We start from the raw sequence: 18154 nt of genomic DNA, 5'->3' as shown, positions 1-18154 counted from the left end.
TTTTTTTGTTGTGATATTTTTTTAAAATGTGCTAGGGATTGAACGGCCTGTTTGAGCTCTTTTGTTTGGTTTTTATCTGTTTTAAAAATAATGCCAAACAAAAAGCGAGTAGTGAAAGCCCGACCTTTGGGAGCACCCTAGAAATAAAGATAGAGGAGTTGTAAAATAAGGGGTTTTGCCTCCGAAAACCTTTTCATTGTTTCTTAGTGTTTTAGCCTTTGTTAATGATTGCTTCTGTTTATATTTGTTACAGAATTAAAATTCAACTACAATGAACAAAAAAGTAATCTTAATGATTCTTGATGGGTGGGGAGTAACTCAAGATCCAAAAGTATCAGCAGTTTTTAATGCAAATACATCATATATTGATTCTTTATACAACAAATATCCAAACGCAACTTTACGTACAGATGGGGAATATGTTGGTTTGCCAGATGGGCAAATGGGGAATTCTGAGGTAGGACACATGAATTTAGGGGCTGGTAGAATTGTATATCAGAACTTAACTAGGATTAACATTGCAGTTAGAGAAAAAACGTTAGGGCAAGAAAAAGTGTTGGTTGATACTTATAAATATGCCAAAGAAAATAATAAAAAAGTTCACTTATTAGGATTGGTTTCTAATGGGGGAATTCACGCTCACATTGATCATATTAAAGGGTTGTTAGATGTAGCGAAAGAAAACGGGGTAGAAGATTTATTTTTACACGCTTTTACAGATGGTAGAGATACAGATCCAAAATCTGGAGCTGGTTTTATTAGCGATATTCAAGAATATATGGCTAAAACTACGGGTGAGTTAGCCTCTATGACTGGTCGTTACTTTGCTATGGATAGAGATAACCGTTGGGAACGTGTTGCCAAAGCTTACAACGCTGTGGTAAATGCTGAAGGAACAAAATCTACCGATGCAATTGCTAGTTTAAATGCAAACTATGCAGCGGGTGTTACCGATGAGTTTTTAGAGCCTGTAATTATGACCAATGCTGATGGAACTCCAAAAGCAAAAATAGAAGAGGGAGATGTAGTGTTGTTCTTTAACTACAGAACTGATAGAGGTAGAGAGTTAACAAACATGTTGTCTCAAAACGATTTTGCAGAATACAACACTAAAAAATTAGACTTGTATTACACCACCATTACTTTATACGATGAAACGTTTAAAGGAATTAATGTAATTTACAACAACGATAATATTAAGAATACCATTGGAGAGGTGTTATCTGCTGCAGGTAAAAAACAAATACGTATTGCGGAAACTGAAAAGTACCCACACGTAACGTTCTTTTTCTCAGGGGGGCAAGAAGATCCTTTTGAAGGAGAGTCTAGGATTTTAAGAGATTCACCTAAAGTAGCTACGTATGATTTAAAGCCAGAAATGAGTGCTTACGAATTAAAAGATGCTTTGTGTGAGGATTTAAAGAAAGGGGAAGCAGATTTTGTTTGTTTAAATTTTGCTAACGGTGATATGGTAGGACATACTGGAATGATGGATGCTGCTATTAAAGCTTGTGAAGCGGTAGATGCTTGTGCAAAAGCGGTTATTGAAACAGGTTTAGAAAACGGATATTCTACGTTGGTAATTGCCGATCATGGTAACTGTGAGGTAATGATGAATCCTGATGGATCTCCAAACACAGCACATACTACTAACCCAGTTCCTATGATTTTAGTGGATAACGACATTAAAGAAATTAAAGATGGAGTTTTAGGGGATGTAGCTCCAACTATTTTAAAATTGATTGGTGTAGATCAACCCGAAGAAATGACAAGATTCCCATTGGTTTAAGGAATTAAAAAATAGATTTTAGTAAAAAAGCTCAACAGATTCTGTTGAGCTTTTTTGGTTTTAAAATTAATAACAATCGGTTAAAATTTGTCCGTTGTTTTTGTAAATATCAAAAGAGTTTAATTGGTGTTTGATGCAGATTTTTTCTAACTGAATAAAGACAGCATTTCTCATAGCGATAGAACCACAGAGCATAAATACATCTCCATTTTTAAGTTTATGGGCAATGGTGATTTCATCTTTTACTAACAAATCTTGTACATAATTAAACGGATGTACTTCTTTAGAAAATGCCAAGTTAAATTGATGCAGTGTTCCTTTTTGTTTGGCTTCTGCTATAAACGAATGGTAAAGTGTTGTTGAGGTTTTTGTTCTAGTTCCCCAATACAAGGTAATGTTTGCCTTTGTTTTTTGATGGATCATTCCTAAGAAAGGAGCAATTCCTGTTCCGTTAGCAATTAAAGTAACACTAGTAGCTTTTTTAGGAAAATGGAATTCTTTGTTTTGTTGAATGCTCGCTTTTAACGTATCGTTTATGTTTAAGTTATTTAAATAGTTAGAACAAACTCCATAATCGTGTTTTTTAATGCTTAATAGCATATCACCTTTAGAATTTGTTCCAATGGAATACAAGCGCTCTGTGCTTTCTTGTGGAGGTGTAATACTTAGCAAATCACCAGCTACAAATCGTTTTCTTTTGGTAGGAGTTAAACTTAAAGTAAAGGTTTCGTCATAAGTATCTTTTATGTTGATTTTATCCGTCACTTTAAAAGCAATTTCTTTTTGTTTTTTGGTTGAGAGTTCTTGTGGAATGGATAGGTTTAAATGATTAGATTTTGCCCATTGTTGTGTCCAATCTCTAAACTGTTGGTAATTCTGATTGTGAATTAACAACGGAGTTTTTTCAGTTACATGAATGTTAGGTTGTATAGTGGCTTGTGCATGAATTTCTTTAGCAAATTCGCAAAACTTAGGATAAGAAAAAGAACCAAAACCAATGACATGACATTCAAAAGGAGTGCTGATTTTAGTTTGTTGTAGTTTGTTTAAAAATAAATTGGCATTACTTGGTGGTTCTCCTTGTCCGTAGGTAGAGGTTAAAATTAGTAATTGTTTTAATTGAGGATAGTTTTGATAATTATTTAAATCATCTACAAATACTTTTTGGTTTGCTTTTAGCAATGCTTGCTGTAATACTTTTCCTAATCTTTTGGTGCCTCCGTTTTCCGATCCTACTAAAATGATGAATTCTGCCTGTTGAGCTGTAAATTTATTTTTGGTTTTAGATCGGATTCTATAATAAGATATCATGGCTCCAGAATACATAAAGTACAAAATTCCAACAGAGCTTATTAATAAAACAATAGACCAAAGAATACTTCCGGTTCCTGTGTGTAAGTTAAAACTTAAGATGGATAGAATTTGAACAAAAGGATAACGAGTTTCTTTAACTATTTCTCCTGTTTTTTGATGGATTTTAAGTTCTCTATCTTTTAAACTGAGTGTAAAATAATCTTCCTCATCTGTAGAAAAGGGAAATTCTAATTTGGTAATTTCTTTAATCTTGGTGTTTTTAAAAATAGCAAACTCAGAAAAAGGAATGTTGTGAGTGTTATTAGGATTGTATGTGTTTACAGAAGCCTTGGTTTTAGGAAGTAAAGACAGTTTTTCCATAGACAAATACGTACCTGTAAAAGCAACAATTACAATAGGAATTAGTAACAATCTACCTAGAGCTACGTGATTGTATTGTATAGATTTATCGTTTACAATTTTGGAGCAAAGTTGAATAAAACCACCTTGTCTTTTAATGGCCAATAACAAACCTGTAATGGCTATTAAAAAAAGTAGAAAAGAAGTAATTCCTACAAAAATTCTACCAGGTGTTTTTAAAAATAAGGATCTATGAAAATTGGTGATAGATTCAAAAAAAGCATTGGACTTTGGTAAATCTGCTAATTTATTTCCATCAAAAGGATTGATGTAAAATTGACCTTCTGCCTCTGTACCAAAAACGCTAGCTTTTACAAAATAGTTGTTGTCTATTTCTACATCTAAAACTTCATCGTATTTGTGAGTTAGCGTGTCTACTAATGTGGACAAAATAACATCTTCAGCCTGATGAATGTAAAAAGGTTGTAGTTTGTCTTGTATGGGTTTAAAAGCCAAAAAAGCCCCCGTAACGGCAGCCAAAAGTAAAAATAAAGAAGAAGATACAGTCAGGTAAAAATGACTGTATCTCCAAATTTTGTGAAGCATGTGCTAATTAGTTTGGTAAAATTCTAACGTAACGAATGTATCCTGTTCCTTCGTATTTGTTTTTTAAATTTTCTGTATTTAAAGAAACTTCTAGATCCTTTAAATAATGTTCTTGATGTTCTACAGCAGTTTCAAATCTAAGTTTGTTACCGTTGTTTAAATCGTTTGGATTTAAGTTAAATACAAATAAAGAACGTTCTCCACCTGCAATGGTAGCTCCTGTAATAGCATCGGTATCTGGTTCTTTTGCTTTTTCAAAAAAGTTCCACCATTTTGGTAAATCTGGGTACCATTTTTCATCATCTCCTAAAATACGTAATGTCTTTACATAATTGTCATCTTTATCTACTACAGATACAATTACATAAGCACCTTCTCCTTCATAATTTTTTAACTGAACCATGCACTTGTATTTTTGTGTAGGTTCTGCATTTTTTAAGGTAGTAAATGCCATTAAGGATAGGCAAATAACTACAAATAAATAGTTGTAAATTTTCATGAGAATTTAAATTAAGATTGTTTTAAAAAGTTGATGTCTGACTTGTTTAGCAATTCGTTTTCTTTTGCCAAATCGTATACACTTTCGTCAAAATCTGTTTTTATAGCTTTATCAGCTCCTTTGTGTAGTAACATTTGTAACAATTTTACATCCTTTGCTTTCATGGCTGCAATGTGTAAAGGTGTTAAACCATCACTATTTTTTTGGTTGATACCGATCCCTAATTCCATGGCTTTCTGAATTAGTTTTCTTTCTCCTTTTTCTATAGCAACGTGTAACAAGGTTGTGTTTTTAGAAGCGTTTTTAGAAGAAACATTTGCGTTTTCTAAAGCAGTAGCAAAAGCATCAAACCCTTTAGCACTTCTTCTGTTGTAAGCATTAAATAGGTGATAGAATAAATTGTTTCCATCAGCATCTACAACATTTACATTTGCTCCCTTTTCTTTTAAAGTAGTAAAAAGAGTTACGTTTACACGTTGTGTAGCAAGGGTAATAGCTGTAAAACCTTCGTTGTTTTTGTGGTTGATGTCTTTTACATTAGGCAATAATTGTTTTACCACCATTTCATTATTTCCTTGTACTGCATTTAAAAATGGAGTGTTTCCATTTTCGTCTTTTTGATGTGGATTTGCTCCTTTTTTAATGAAATAAGCTAGTACAGCTGCATCTTTAGTACCTCTAGCAATGTAATGCAATGCGTTTTGTCCTTTTTTATTTGCCAAAGTAAAATCTAACCCTAAAGAATCAAAATACTGATAGACTTCTAGAGAATTGCTGTAACCTCTTGCTCCATGACTTGCAAAAAGCACAATGTTTTCTCCTTCCGTATTCGTTTTTTTGTAGTCAAATCCTTTAGCGATGTATTTCTTTATCAATTCTAAATTTCCACGTTGTGCAGCATAAAATAACAAGTTGTTTCCTTGTTTGTCTGTTGCTTTAATGTCTAATCCTTTTTGCTCAAAGTAATTTAGAATTTTACCGTCTTTACTATGTGCAGCTAATAATAAAATAGCATTGGCACCAGCTCGGTTGGTTTCTTTTAAATCAACTCCATTAGCAGCCATTAAGTCGTAAATTGCTGTGTTTTCGTGACCAGTATTTACGGTAAATGTAAACCAGTTAAAACCGTGGCTTCCTACTACTTTGGTATCTGCTCCTTTGCTAAGTAACAATTTCATTACCTCAATATCTCCAGCATATCCAGACCACATTAAGTAGCTTCTGTTATCGTGTGTAGACTTGTTTACATTGTTACCTGGTAAAGACAATAAATATTCTATTGTAGCTGTAGGGTTTTTGGTCATAATAGCATAGCTGGTTGCATCAAAAGCAGCTCTATTTTGTTTTACAGCACTGTGACCTTCTTTAATTTTTTCTTTTATTAGAGAAAGACTTGGCTGCTTCTTCCAAAATTCATAGTTGTGAAAAATATTACTATCCTCCTGCTGCGGTCTTTGGGCAAAAGTTAACAACGGAAGTGCAAGCAATAAAAGCGTGATTATTTTTTTCATTTTGTGTTTTATTAGGAAAGTCCCTTTCTGAATTTTAAATTTAGAAAGGGACTTAAGAATTAGTGTTTCTTTGTTGTGTTAGAAAGTACCGATAAAGTGACTTCCTTCTATATTTTTTAATTGAGCACCTTTAGTAACTACTCCAGTTTCTGTGTCTATTACATAGATGTTTCCATCTTGACCAACAGGAGCTTCAGTTACATAAATTTCATTTCCATATACTGCAAAACCTTGGTATTGGAATAAGTAGAAATCTGCGCTGTAAGGAATTTTATTAATTTTTGTAGCTGTTTTAGCGTTTAAATCTACTAAAGCAAAGAATCCTTGTGCACCAGCAGCACCTTCTTCCGAACCTTCGTGACGGTAAGCTAGGACTGCTTTTCCGTTAGCTGCTGGTCTCCATGCTAATACATAAGCACCTGTAACTCCTAAAGCATCATCTAAATTAAAATCAAATGTATCATCGTATTGATTGTTTGTTCCAATTTTTAAGATATGAGAACCTTCTGGATCACTTTGGTTTGCTTGATACACATCTCCGTTATACTCAAAAGCATTAATACTACGGTATCCGTTTGTATTTCCATGTCCTATAGTAGAAGAAATAATAGATGGATTGTCTAATGACGGGTAGTCTAATACAATAGTTTTAGAACCTAAAATTTCGTAATCGCTATCTCCTTCTAAGGTTGTAGGGTCTTTTTTCCTTACCTGTGCACCAATATATAATTTATCTCCACTAGCATTTAAAACAGGCATATCTATTCTAGAAATATAATATCCTTTGGCAGCATCTATATCATTTAAAGATATAGTATGTTCTTTAAATTCATTAATAGCTTGGTCTGCTAAATTAATGGTTACTACAGCAATTTTAGACTCTGTTTTTTGATATACATCATCCGTTACATCGTCTGTACCTTTATCATCTATTATATCGTTTGTAGATACGTATACAGCTGCACCTGTATTATCTCCGTCAAATAATTTAATCCATCTTGGAGCTGTACCTACATATTGAGCAACTGTAACTGGCAATCCAATTTGGTTAAATTCTTGTCCTCCACCTACTGTGTATTTAAAGAAACTTCCTCCAGTATCACCTGCGTAAGTAATATTAAATAATGTATTTCCATCTTCAGAAGCTTGTAATCTTGCCGTCCTGTTAGAAGGTACTACATATCCATTGTCAAAAGGAGCAATTACTTTATTTGGGTCTTTAGCATTTTGGCTACTTACAGTGTATACAAGTGTTCCACCATTACCATCTCCAGGATTGGTACCCATTTTAGCACCCGCTACAGTAATCCATCTGTCTGATGCATCTTTTGTTTCAATAGGAGTACTAGCTCCATCTACTTTATCATCTTCACTACAACCTACAATAAGTAATAAAGAACTTAAGGCTAGTGTTATTGTTTTTAGGTTAAAAAACTGATTTTTCATATTGATTGTATTTAGAATTTATTGATTGTGTAATTTAATTTTAAGTAAAAGCTTCTACCTGGTTTTTGTATAGATAAATTGTCATATGCTGTTTTGTTGAATATATTTTTGGCATCAAAACTTAACACAAAACGTTCTTTAGGGAACGCATAGCTCAAGCCTAGGTCTTGAACTAATTGTAGTGGAACATCTGAAAAGTTTGTATCATCTCTAACACCACTTTCTTGAGATTGTATATAGGAAAACTCATCAGTAAAATAGATGCTATAGAATAGGTTTAAACGAGAGTTTTTTTGAATAAAGTTTTTAATGGAATAACGCGTACCTGCATTCATTGTGAATTTAGGGGTGTTGGGTACATCAACTTCTAGGTTGTTAACAGTGGTTGTTAAATTTAAGCGAGATAAGTTAAAGTTGATTCCAAAATTATTATTATAACTATAGTTTACATCTAAATCTATTCCTTTTGATGTACTAGATTTTTCTAAGTTTACATAGCTGATAACTTCATCATCTTGATTTAATTGCTCACTATTAATAGGAAGACTAATTAGGTCTTGAATATTTCTAGAGAACAAATTGGTAGAAAGTGTAAGTGCATGTTTTTTTATATGGAGCTTACCAAATCGTACCCCTAAATTGTAGTTGTAACTAATTTCTGGTTTAAGGGTTAAATTTCCATCTACATTGTCTCCGGTGTTTCCAAATATTTCGGTTTCATCAGGTAGTCTTACAGCCTTTTCTGCTGATGTAATTAGGGTGATGTTAGGGAACAATACATAAGAAGTTGCAAACCCATAACCATTATATTTTTTTTTGCTTTTGTAAATTTCTTCTATAACTTCTGTTTTTTTTTCGTTAAAAACAGGATTTGTGTTTAAAACTTTTTGGTGATAATGCTTTCCAAAAAGATTAAGTTTTAATTTTTCGTCAAAAGCATTTAGTTCATAGCTTAAAGAGTAAATATTTTTATATAAATCTTTTGTTTCTGTAAATGTATTGGCTAATGCAGATGAGTATTCATCATGATCTTCTCTGTCAATTCCACTGTATACATGGTTTAATAAAACTTTGTGTTGTTTGTTAATTTCATAAGAAACACCTGTTCTTATAGATGATACATTCCTGTCTATGTAATTTAGAATGGGACCATATTCACTTTTTTCTTGTTGCGATCCCCAATTGTATTGTATGTCGTTATTGTTTAAGTCTTTTAACCTTTCTCCCTTCCAGGTATAAATCCAGGGAACTGTATCGTTTACTACTCTGTTTCTTTTACCATACAAACCATTGATGTTTACATTTAATCCTTTGGTAAATAGATCTTTTTTTAAATAGGTTAGGGTAGCAAGTTTAGAATCGGATTCCATAAATCTTCCTTTGTAGGGGAGTGTGGACATGAATGCCCCATTTGGAATTTCTTTATAATCATATGAACCTGTAAATCCTACTAAAAATTGATCAGCCCATTTTACATCTGTAAAACCAACTTGCGCTACTCCTCCTACGGATTCATATGCATTGTTAAACATTGTAGCAGTAATTTCAGTAGTTCTTCCGTTAGGAGCAATGTCTACTACACCTCTTCCCCAAACTTTATAATCATTTGCCGAATAGTTATAAAAGGCTGATGCTTTTATTGTGAAACCAGATTTATCAAATCGATACAGACCATTAACACTTGATTGAAAAGTGTTAAAAGATCCATAAGAGATAGATGCATTAAGATTGCTTTTAGCTCCTTTTTTCATGACAATATTAATAGCTCCTCCTAAAGCATCATCGGCCAAGTGACCTGGTACAACTCCCTTGTAAATTTCAATGTTTTCAATCATAGAAGGAGGAATGCTGTTTAGACTAAAAGAAGATCCATACATAGAAATTGGAATACCATCAATAAAAATACGAACAGAGTTTCCAGACAATCCGTTCAGTGAATATTCTACATTTGAACCTAAACCTCCGTTTTGACGAATTTTAACACCTACGGTTGTGTTTAATAACTCGTTAGTTTGTACGTTTCTAAGACTTGCTTCTTTAGTTTCGACTACATTTACAGCAAAACCTTTAGTTTCAATTTCTGTTTTTTGAGATTTTGCAGATAATTCTACTTTTTGCAAAGATTCTGAACTCTCTTTTAAAGAAAAATGACAATTTATTTTTTGTGATTTTGGGTCTTTACTAACAAAAATTTCTTTTTTTTCTGGAGAAAAACCTAAATAAGATGCTTGTACAATGTGTTTTCCTTCTGATATGTTATGAATAAAATATTCACCCTTATCATTTGCTATAGTTGCATATTTGTTATCGTCTACTAAAATAGTAGCTCCCATTAAAGGCTCTCCGTTATTGTTTGCAATGGTACCTACCAGTATTTGGTGTTTACCATGGTGCTTATGATGTTTTCTTTGTGCGATAGCCACACAACTAACGAAAAGAATAAAGAATAGGATTTTTTTCATCTCCGTTGGAGTTTCTTATTTAGATTTGATAAAAATAAATTACTTTTGCAAAAGTATCTTATGTTTAACTAGTCTAGATAACGCAATAGGAAATTATTATAACGCAAAAGGAATAAATGGAAATCTGTTTAAAAAGTTCAATTTTTAAAACTGGTGAGTTGGTTAAAAAATTTAATAAAGATTTAACTAGTTTAAAATTAGAGGAGAAAGAATGGGTGATTGATAAGGAAGGTGTAGTAGGCTGTGTTAAAGACATACAGCTGAATAAAATATATATTTTGTTTATAGATATAAAGCATACAGGTGCTGTAAAACTATCTACAACTAATAGTTTTCCTTTGTTTAAATTACATTTTCAGTTGGATGGAAATTGGATTTGTAATTTTAAAAACAAAGAAAAAAGTGTTGTAGACGTTTTAAAAGGGATGTATAATTTGTTTTATATACCGGAGTCTAAAGCAAAATGCTCTTTTCATCAACTACATCAAAATTCTATAGAAATATTTTTTACAGAGGCATTGTTGCAAAATATAATGGGTTATTGTTTTACAGGAACTTCTCAAAAATTAAAAAATGCAAAACTAAAGAAGGAACCCTATCCTTTTTTTAAAGGAGGTGTTTTAATGAATGAGCAACTGGTTACCGTTGTAAACGATATTGTGAATTGTAGCTTTAGAGGAGTAATGAAAAAAGCTTTTTTAGAAGCTAAAATTACTGAACTGTTATTAATTTCATTAAACATTAATGCAATAGAGGTTGTTGAAGACGATGAGGTAGATGAGTTGGATAAAGTAAATTTAAAAGAAGTTGAAAAACACATAAGACTCAACTTAAAAAAGGAGCTAACTATTCCAGAGTTATCTTTATTGGCAGGGATGAATACTTCTAAATTAAAAAAGAGTTTTAAACAATTATATGGGACAACTATTTTTAAATATATAACATCTTTAAGAATAGAAAAGGCAAAAGAGTTAATTCAGAAAGAAAAATATACTATTGCCCAAGCTTCTTATGAAGTAGGGTATAAAAATCCTCAACATTTTACAGTTGCTTTTAAAAAAATGTTAGGTTACTTGCCTAGTCAGTTAAAAAAGCATACTTCTCAAATTTTGTATATGATTTGTTTGAGTGATTTTGAAGTGTTTTTTATTTAAGTTTAAAAACTTCTATTGTTTTTAGTTCTGGACTCCCACCTCTATTTCCACTTCCTGAGGCTGTGTAGATTTTGTTTTTGTATACAATTAATTGTGAGCCATGTCTTCCTGTACGTAAAGGAGCTAATGTTGTCCAAGTTTCTGTTAATGTATCGTAGCATTCTACTTCATTATGTGCTAGTTTTTGATGTATACTTTCTCCACCTGCAAATATAATTTTATCCTGAAAAGCCACAGCCATACAACCGGCCCTTTGTGTAGGTATAGGTTGTGTTAATGTAGACCATTTTTGAGTTTTAAAATCAAAAACATCTACCTCTGGAATGGTAATGTTAAATACCTGTTTTGTAATTCCAGAACTTCGTCTTCCTCCAATTAGGTAAAGTTTATTATTTATAATTACCGATGCAGCATGATCTCTTGCTCTTGGTGCATTGGGTAATTTGGTCCATGTTTTTGTTTTAAAATTGTATTCATCAAACCAATTTACATGTCCATTCCAGTGGCCATCTGTAATTCCGCAAATCAAATATAATTTGTCTTTGTATATTTTAGCCATTGCAGAACCTCTTCTTCTGTCTTTAGGGATTTCAAAACCCTTAGTCCAATAATCTTTTTTAGTGTGATAGATATATGCATTTGTTAGTGGAGTTTCGTGAGGATATTTTCCTGTAAATCCGCCAACAACATAAATATTGTTTTGATAAGACATTCCTTCAAAATGATGTAATTCTATAGGTGGTTTAACTCCTTTGTTCCATGAATTGTTTTCGGGATTAAAAATAGAAACGGGCTGAATTCTTCTTCCTCCCAGTAAATAAAATTGATGATTGGCTTCTATAAAAGCAGCTTCGTGTCTTTGTACCGGTTGGTTTGTGGTTTCTATTGTGTGCCAAGAACAATTACTCAAGTTTTGAGCAGTTGAATTAATGTTGCTTGCTAAGATAAAAATTCCGATTAAGCTGTATTTAAGAAACTTCATAGGTGTAGTTTTTAGAATAATAGATCTACCAAATCTTCTATTTTGCTTATTTTAATAATTTCGATATTGCTTTCCTTTTGAGAAGTTTTACAGAATTTAGAAACAAATATTTTTTCGAAACCTAGTTTTTCGGCTTCACTAATTCGTTGTTCTACTCTGTTAATAGGTCTAATTTCTCCGGCCAAACCAACTTCGGCAGCAAAAGCATAATTCTGGGGTACGGGTTCGTCTTCATTGCTAGATAGTACTGCAACTACCACAGCCAAATCAATAGCAGGGTCATCTACAGAAATTCCACCAGTAATGTTTAAAAATACATCTTTAGCTCCTAATCTAAACCCAGCTCTTTTTTCTAAAACGGCTAAAATCATGTTTAAGCGTTTAAGATTATATCCTGTAGAAGAACGTTGAGGAGTACCGTAAACAGCTGTACTTACTAGGGCTTGTACTTCTATCATTAAAGGTCTCATTCCTTCTAAGGTGGCTGCAATAGCAGTTCCACTTAAATCTCCATCTTTTTTAGAAATTAATATTTCTGATGGATTTTTAACTTCACGCAAACCACCGCTTCTCATTTCAAAAATTCCTAATTCTTGAGTAGAACCAAAACGATTTTTCAGTGCTCTTAGAATTCTATAAGTGTGATTTCTATCTCCTTCAAATTGTAAAACCACATCTACCATGTGTTCTAACATTTTAGGGCCAGCAATGCTTCCTTCTTTGTTAATGTGACCAATAACCAATACAGGAGTTCCTGTTTCTTTGGCAAACTTAATAAGTTCGGTAGTAGTTTCTTTTATTTGTGATACAGAACCTGCAGAGCTTTCTACATAATCTGTATGTAAAGTTTGAATAGAATCAATCACCAAAATCTCGGGTTGTTCTATTTGAATGGCTTTGAATATTTTTTGTGTATTGGTTTCTGTTAAAATTAAACAGTCCTGATTTAAGTTTTGAACACGTTCTGCTCTTAACTTTATTTGTGTTTGGCTTTCTTCTCCAGATACGTATAAAACTTTATGTTTCATACTTAAAGCAACCTGAAGCATTAGCGTAGATTTTCCAATACCAGGTTCTCCACCTAATAAGATAATGGATCCGGGAACAATTCCGCCACCTAATACATTATTAAGCTCTGTACTAACGGCATTGTAACGAACTTCGTTTTGAATTTCAATGTCTTTAACTTTTAAAGGAGTGTTGGCTTTCCTGGGAGTTTTATCAATCTTCCAATCTGCTTTTTCTTCTTTAACAACTACTTCTTCTACAATGGTGTTCCATTCTTTACAGGTTCCGCATTGTCCCATCCATTTAGAATGTTGGGTTCCGCAATTTTGACAAAAATATGCTATTTTAGTTTTGGCCATAATGGTTTTTACAAGGAGTTATAAATGTAAATCCTTGCGGGCAAATTAACAACTGTTGTGTGTGGTTTATCTGCTCTTATTTAATAAAGGCAGTAATAAAAAAGAAAGTCCTCCTAGAATAATTACTAAAAGTGTTTGAGAGGTCCACATAATCCAACCAAAACTAGCACCAACTCCCATAGGAACAGCATATAATAATAGTGTTTGTTGAATAATGTATGGATAAGATCCAATTCCTCCATTAGTGGTAGCAAAAGCAAATGTTCCCATTACAAAACAGGTTAAAATGGCACCAAAACCAATGTTAGTAGTTTCTGGCAATGCAAAAATTACTACGTAAAGCATCATTATATAAGCTAACCAAATAAATAAGGTGTGACCAATAAAAGCCCATTTCTTTTCCATGGTTAAAATGGTCTGAATTCCTTCGTACAATCCGGCAGCAAAAGATCTTAGTTTTTTAAAAAAAGGATTTTGAGATTTTTTGGTTGCTCTAAAAAACAGGTAAATTCCTAAAACAATAACAGATACAATTCCAATTAAAAGTATTGGGTTTTCTGGAATTTTAGAAAGTAGTAATTTGCTAATTAATTGATATTGGGCTATAAAAGCCAAAGCAATTAAAAATAAATAAACAATCATGTCTGCTAATCTTTCTGCTACAATAGTTCCAAATGCTTTTTCAAAAGGAACTCCTTCGTATTGATTAATAGTAGCAGCTCTACTAACTTCTCCAGCTCTAGGAATACCCATATTTACCAAATAGGCAATAAATACAGCCATGGCAGAGTTTTGGAATTTAGGCTGATATCCCAAAGGGTTTAACATAAACTTCCAGCGGTAAGCTCTAGATAAGTGACTTAAGGCACCAATTACTAAAGACAAACCAATCCACCAGTAATTAGCGTTGTAAAATGAGTCTTTAATCTGATTTATTTCATCAGTAGTAAGTTTAGAAAGCGATAGCCAAATTAAAAACACCCCTAATAAAAGTGGTAATGCTGTTTTTAATGTTTTTTGGGTACTAGCTTTCAATCTTAAGTAAGTGTGTTTGTTTCCTCGTTAGGGAAAACAATGGCAGGACTAAAAGTTTTAGCCTCTTCAAAATCCATCAAACCATAAGAGATAATAATAATAATATCTCCTGGAGCTACACGTCTAGCGGCAGGTCCGTTTAAGGTAATTTCACCACTATTTTTTTCTCCTGGAATAATATAGGTGTCTAAACGTTCTCCGTTGTTTACGTTTACTATGGATACTTTTTCGCCTTCAATCATGTTGGCAGCTTCCATTAATACTTTATCAATAGTAATACTACCAATATAGTTTAAGTCGGCTCCAGTAACCTTTACTCTATGTATTTTAGATTTAACTACTTCAATTTGCATGGGGCAAAATTAATTATTTATATCTGAATTTAAACTATAACTAGTTAGATAATTCGTAAAGTGCTATGTTATCTATCAATCTAATCTCACCGGCAAAAGCAGCAATAAACCCTCTCTGTTTCTGAGTGTTGCTAAAAGATGTAGCTGTTTTTAAATCATTTTCATTAGCTACAGAAAAATATTCTAATACTAAATTGTGATGATTGTTAAATTTATCACTTACATATTTTTCTACTTCAGATGGAGTAGAGGTGTTTGCCAATTTTTTAGCCTGGGTTAGTGTTTCATAAATAAAAGGAGCACTTTCTCTATGCTCTTTACTTAGTCTAGTGTTTCTAGAACTCATAGCTAATCCGTCAGCCTCTCTGTGTATTGTACAACCAATAATGTTTACAGGTTGTTGGGTAATTTCTACTAGTTTTTTAATAATCTGTAATTGTTGAAAGTCTTTTTCGCCAAAATAAGCATTGGTTGGTGTTGTAATGTTAAATAGTTTTTTAACAATAGTTCCTACCCCATTAAAGTGATTATCTCTAAATTTTCCTTCCATTTCTTTGTCCAAACCATCAAAATCAAAGATTTCTGCTTTTTCATTTGCATCATACATCTCTTCTGTAGTTGGTGTAAATACTAGGTCACAATTTACGCTTTGTAGTTTTTTTAAATCGTCTTCTAACGTTCTAGGATATTTTTCTAAGTCACTAGAATTATTAAATTGTGTAGGATTTACAAATATGCTAACTATCACAATATCATTGTGTTGCTTGGCTTGTTTAACAAGAGCTAAATGACCTTGGTGTAGCGCTCCCATAGTAGGAACCAAACCAATAGATAGACCTTTGTTCTTAAGGTCTAGAATGTGCGATTGAGTTAAATCTCTAGCAGTGAATACTTTCATTCCTTACAATTACATTTGAGCAACTGCAAACTTACTATAAATCCTTATATATTGGGTATTTTTTCATACTTTTGCAAAATTATATTCAATAATTGAATGATTTATGAAAAACAAGAGAGTTTTATACGTTTCTAGTGAGGTAACACCGTATACACCACTAACTGAAATGTCAGAAATGTCTTTCGAGGCCGCAAAAAAAGCACATCACAAAGGAGTTCAGACAAGAATTTTTATGCCGAGATACGGAGTGATTAACGAAAGAAGACATCAGTTACACGAAGTAATTAGACTTTCTGGGATGAATTTAATTATTAATGACATGGATATGCCTTTAATTATTAAGGTAGCATCTATTCCTAAAGAAAGAATGCAGGTTTACTTTATAGATAACGAAGAGTACTTTAAAAGAAAGGCTACGTTTACTGATGAAAACGACGTAATGTTTGATGACAATGACGAGCGTGCTATCTTTTTTGCAAAGGGAGTTGTAGAGACTGTAAAAAAATTAAACTGGGCTCCAGATATTATTCATGTACATGGTTGGATGGCATGTTTATTGCCATTATATTTAAAGGAGTATTATAAAGATGATGCTTTATTTGCAAATACTAAAATTGTAACTTCTGTTTACGACAATGAATTTGAAGGTGCTTTAGCTGGTAATTTAGCAGAAAAAGTAAGTTATGATGAGATTCCTGAGGATAAGATAACAGTATTAAAAGATGCTACTTTTGCAAACATTTTAAAAAGTGCAATTGATAATTCTGATGCTGTAATTAAGGCAAGTAGATTTGTGAATGATGATTTAGAAGATTATTTAGATGAGTTGGAAAAACCATTTTTAGATTATCAAACTGAAGATACTTTTGCTGAAGCTTATTTAGAGTTTTATTCAGAAAAAGTTATGAATCAATAAAGAATAAAAAGAACATATGACACTTTTTAACATAAAGTCTTTTAAAACCATAGCAGCTCTTGGTACTATGGTTTTTTTTGTGAGCTGTAGCAATGATATAGCTACTTCTGCTGATGGATTAATTAACAACAGTAGTTTTGTTAGAGATACAATTAATATTCATCCTGTTATTGAAACAGAAGTTATAGACTCTGTACCTTCAAATTTATTATCAACTTATTTGGTTGGAGATTATACAAGTAGTGATTTTGGAACCCTAAATGCTGGTTTTGTTGGTCAAGTTGTAGCAGATACATATCCTGTAGAAAGAACTGATAACGATACCCCTGCTGACGTAACTACAATTAATGTAAATGCTTATTTGGAAATACCTATAGCGGTTTCTTTAGTTGCAGATGAGACTGATGTGTATGAATTAGCAAATGCTCTTGGAGATATATCAACAGTATTTGATTTTGAAGTTTCTACTTTTGAGACCTATTTAGAACGATTTAATGCGAATGGTGACACAAGAGTATATTATTCTAATGGTAAAAACGATGCAGGAACTAAGGAAAAATTAGTTGATCCAACAGAGTTAGGTGTGTTGTCTGGTTATAGTTTTAATGCTACTTACGAAGAAGCTGATACATTAAGAATTCCTTTAGATTCATATGATTTTAAAACCAATTTTCTAGATGCATTGGATAGTAATACGATTACAAATGATGATGAAATGAGAAAATTCTTTAAAGGGGTAAAATTTGAGGCTACTAAAGTTTCTGGTGATGGCTTAGTTGTTCCTTTTGATTTAGGAGCTGCAAGATTAAAGATAGAATATACCAATCAAGAAGTTGGAAAAGAGGATGTTGATGAGGTATTGTCTTTTAGTTTAAACGGAGCGTTACACAATTTATACAGTCACGATCATGCAAATGCTAACCAGCCAAATGAAGTATATGTTCAGGGAGCAAGTGGTTATCATGCAAAAGTTGATATATCAGAAATAGTTGCAGACTATAGCGTAGACTCTAAAAATGAGGAATGGCTAATTAATCAAGCAATGTTAAAAGTTTACATCAAAGAGGCTGTTGATGGAGATTATTCTGATTTGTTAAGTACATTGCATATTTATGCTGTAAATGATGAAGGAGAGGCTGTTCCTATAAAAGATTATTCTTATTTAGGAGCTAGTAGCTTTGTTGATGGTATTGTTCGGTTTAATGATACAGAAAATAGAACAGATCCATACGTAAGATTTTTGATTACTAAGTTTATAAAAGATGCTTTGGCTGATGGAGAAATTTCGGAATTAAGAATTAAAGAAAGTAGGTCTGAAACTACTTTTGTAGATTTAAGATCTACTACTGCTAAAGGATTGGTGCTTTTAAATGATGTGAGTAGCGAAACTAAAGCTCCAATATTAGAGTTGATTTATTCTAAAATAAATGAATAAGTTTTTAAATAGTTAATATAAAAAAATCCCAACTCATTGAGTTGGGAT

14 protein-coding genes are annotated in these 18154 nt (G+C 32.4%); 4 read left to right on the top strand and 10 right to left on the bottom strand.

Translation table 11 applies throughout. The features are described from left to right. The first annotated feature begins 271 nt into the window (after positions 1-271). On the top strand, positions 272-1789 hold the full coding sequence (gene gpmI, locus GGR97_RS03865) for a 2,3-bisphosphoglycerate-independent phosphoglycerate mutase (protein ID WP_167897136.1): 1518 nt from the start codon (positions 272-274) through the stop codon (positions 1787-1789). 66 nt (positions 1790-1855) lie between these two features. Here gpmI and GGR97_RS03860 read toward each other — a convergent pair whose 3' ends face one another. From GGR97_RS03860 to GGR97_RS03840, 5 genes are all read right to left on the bottom strand, one after another. Further along, on the bottom strand, positions 1856-4048 hold the full coding sequence (locus tag GGR97_RS03860) for a PepSY domain-containing protein (RefSeq protein ID WP_167897134.1): 2193 nt from the start codon (positions 4046-4048) through the stop codon (positions 1856-1858). A 7-nt stretch (positions 4049-4055) separates the two neighbouring features. Continuing rightward, positions 4056-4547 carry a DUF2271 domain-containing protein gene (locus tag GGR97_RS03855; RefSeq protein ID WP_167897132.1) on the bottom strand — a complete coding sequence of 164 codons (492 nt, stop codon included), beginning with the start codon at positions 4545-4547 and terminating at the stop codon, positions 4056-4058. Between the two features lie 11 nt (positions 4548-4558). Continuing rightward, positions 4559-6058, bottom strand: coding sequence for an ankyrin repeat domain-containing protein (locus tag GGR97_RS03850; protein WP_167897130.1), 1500 nt, complete (start codon positions 6056-6058; stop codon positions 4559-4561). Positions 6059-6136: 78 nt separating this feature from the next. Further along, positions 6137-7504 (bottom strand): hypothetical protein, encoded by a 1368-nt coding sequence (locus GGR97_RS03845; RefSeq protein WP_167897128.1) that lies wholly within the window; start codon positions 7502-7504, stop codon positions 6137-6139. Positions 7505-7515: 11 nt separating this feature from the next. Beyond that, positions 7516-9966 (bottom strand): TonB-dependent receptor, encoded by a 2451-nt coding sequence (locus GGR97_RS03840; RefSeq protein WP_167897126.1) that lies wholly within the window; start codon positions 9964-9966, stop codon positions 7516-7518. Between the two features lie 158 nt (positions 9967-10124). Between GGR97_RS03840 and GGR97_RS03835 the strand changes: the two genes are divergently transcribed. Further along, positions 10125-11120, top strand: a complete 996-nt coding sequence (locus GGR97_RS03835; RefSeq protein WP_209272316.1) for a helix-turn-helix domain-containing protein — start codon at positions 10125-10127, stop codon at positions 11118-11120. Here GGR97_RS03835 and GGR97_RS03830 read toward each other — a convergent pair. From GGR97_RS03830 to panC, 5 genes are all read right to left on the bottom strand, one after another. Further along, entirely contained in the window at positions 11113-12102 is a 990-nt protein-coding gene (locus GGR97_RS03830; protein WP_167897122.1) for a Kelch repeat-containing protein, read from the bottom strand. The two genes, GGR97_RS03835 and GGR97_RS03830, sit on opposite strands and share 8 nt — an antisense overlap. Positions 12103-12113: 11 nt before the next feature. Beyond that, positions 12114-13469, bottom strand: a complete 1356-nt coding sequence (radA, locus tag GGR97_RS03825) for a DNA repair protein RadA (protein WP_167897120.1) — start codon at positions 13467-13469, stop codon at positions 12114-12116. 66 nt (positions 13470-13535) lie between these two features. After that, positions 13536-14504: a lysylphosphatidylglycerol synthase transmembrane domain-containing protein gene (locus tag GGR97_RS03820; protein ID WP_167897118.1), complete on the bottom strand. Its 969-nt coding sequence runs from the start codon at positions 14502-14504 to the stop codon at positions 13536-13538. A gap of 2 nt (positions 14505-14506) precedes the next feature. Next, complete coding sequence (gene panD / locus GGR97_RS03815) at positions 14507-14857, bottom strand: aspartate 1-decarboxylase (protein WP_167897116.1); 351 nt, start codon at positions 14855-14857, stop codon at positions 14507-14509. Positions 14858-14897: 40 nt separating this feature from the next. Further along, a complete protein-coding gene (panC, locus tag GGR97_RS03810) occupies positions 14898-15755 on the bottom strand; it encodes a pantoate--beta-alanine ligase (protein WP_167897114.1) in 858 nt (285 codons plus the stop codon). 103 nt (positions 15756-15858) lie between these two features. Here panC and GGR97_RS03805 point away from each other — a divergent pair, with 103 nt between their 5' ends. Further along, positions 15859-16671, top strand: a complete 813-nt coding sequence (locus GGR97_RS03805; protein WP_167897112.1) for a glycogen/starch synthase — start codon at positions 15859-15861, stop codon at positions 16669-16671. Positions 16672-16687: 16 nt separating this feature from the next. After that, on the top strand, positions 16688-18106 hold the full coding sequence (locus GGR97_RS03800) for a DUF4270 family protein (RefSeq protein ID WP_167897111.1): 1419 nt from the start codon (positions 16688-16690) through the stop codon (positions 18104-18106). Positions 18107-18154 lie beyond the last annotated feature (48 nt).

Origin of the sequence: Wenyingzhuangia aestuarii (genome assembly GCF_011927765.1) — a bacterium.
GTDB lineage: Bacteria > Bacteroidota > Bacteroidia > Flavobacteriales > Flavobacteriaceae > Wenyingzhuangia > Wenyingzhuangia aestuarii.
The sequence above is the reverse complement of the archived record's forward strand: the minus strand, read 5'-3'. Positions and strand labels throughout refer to the sequence as shown.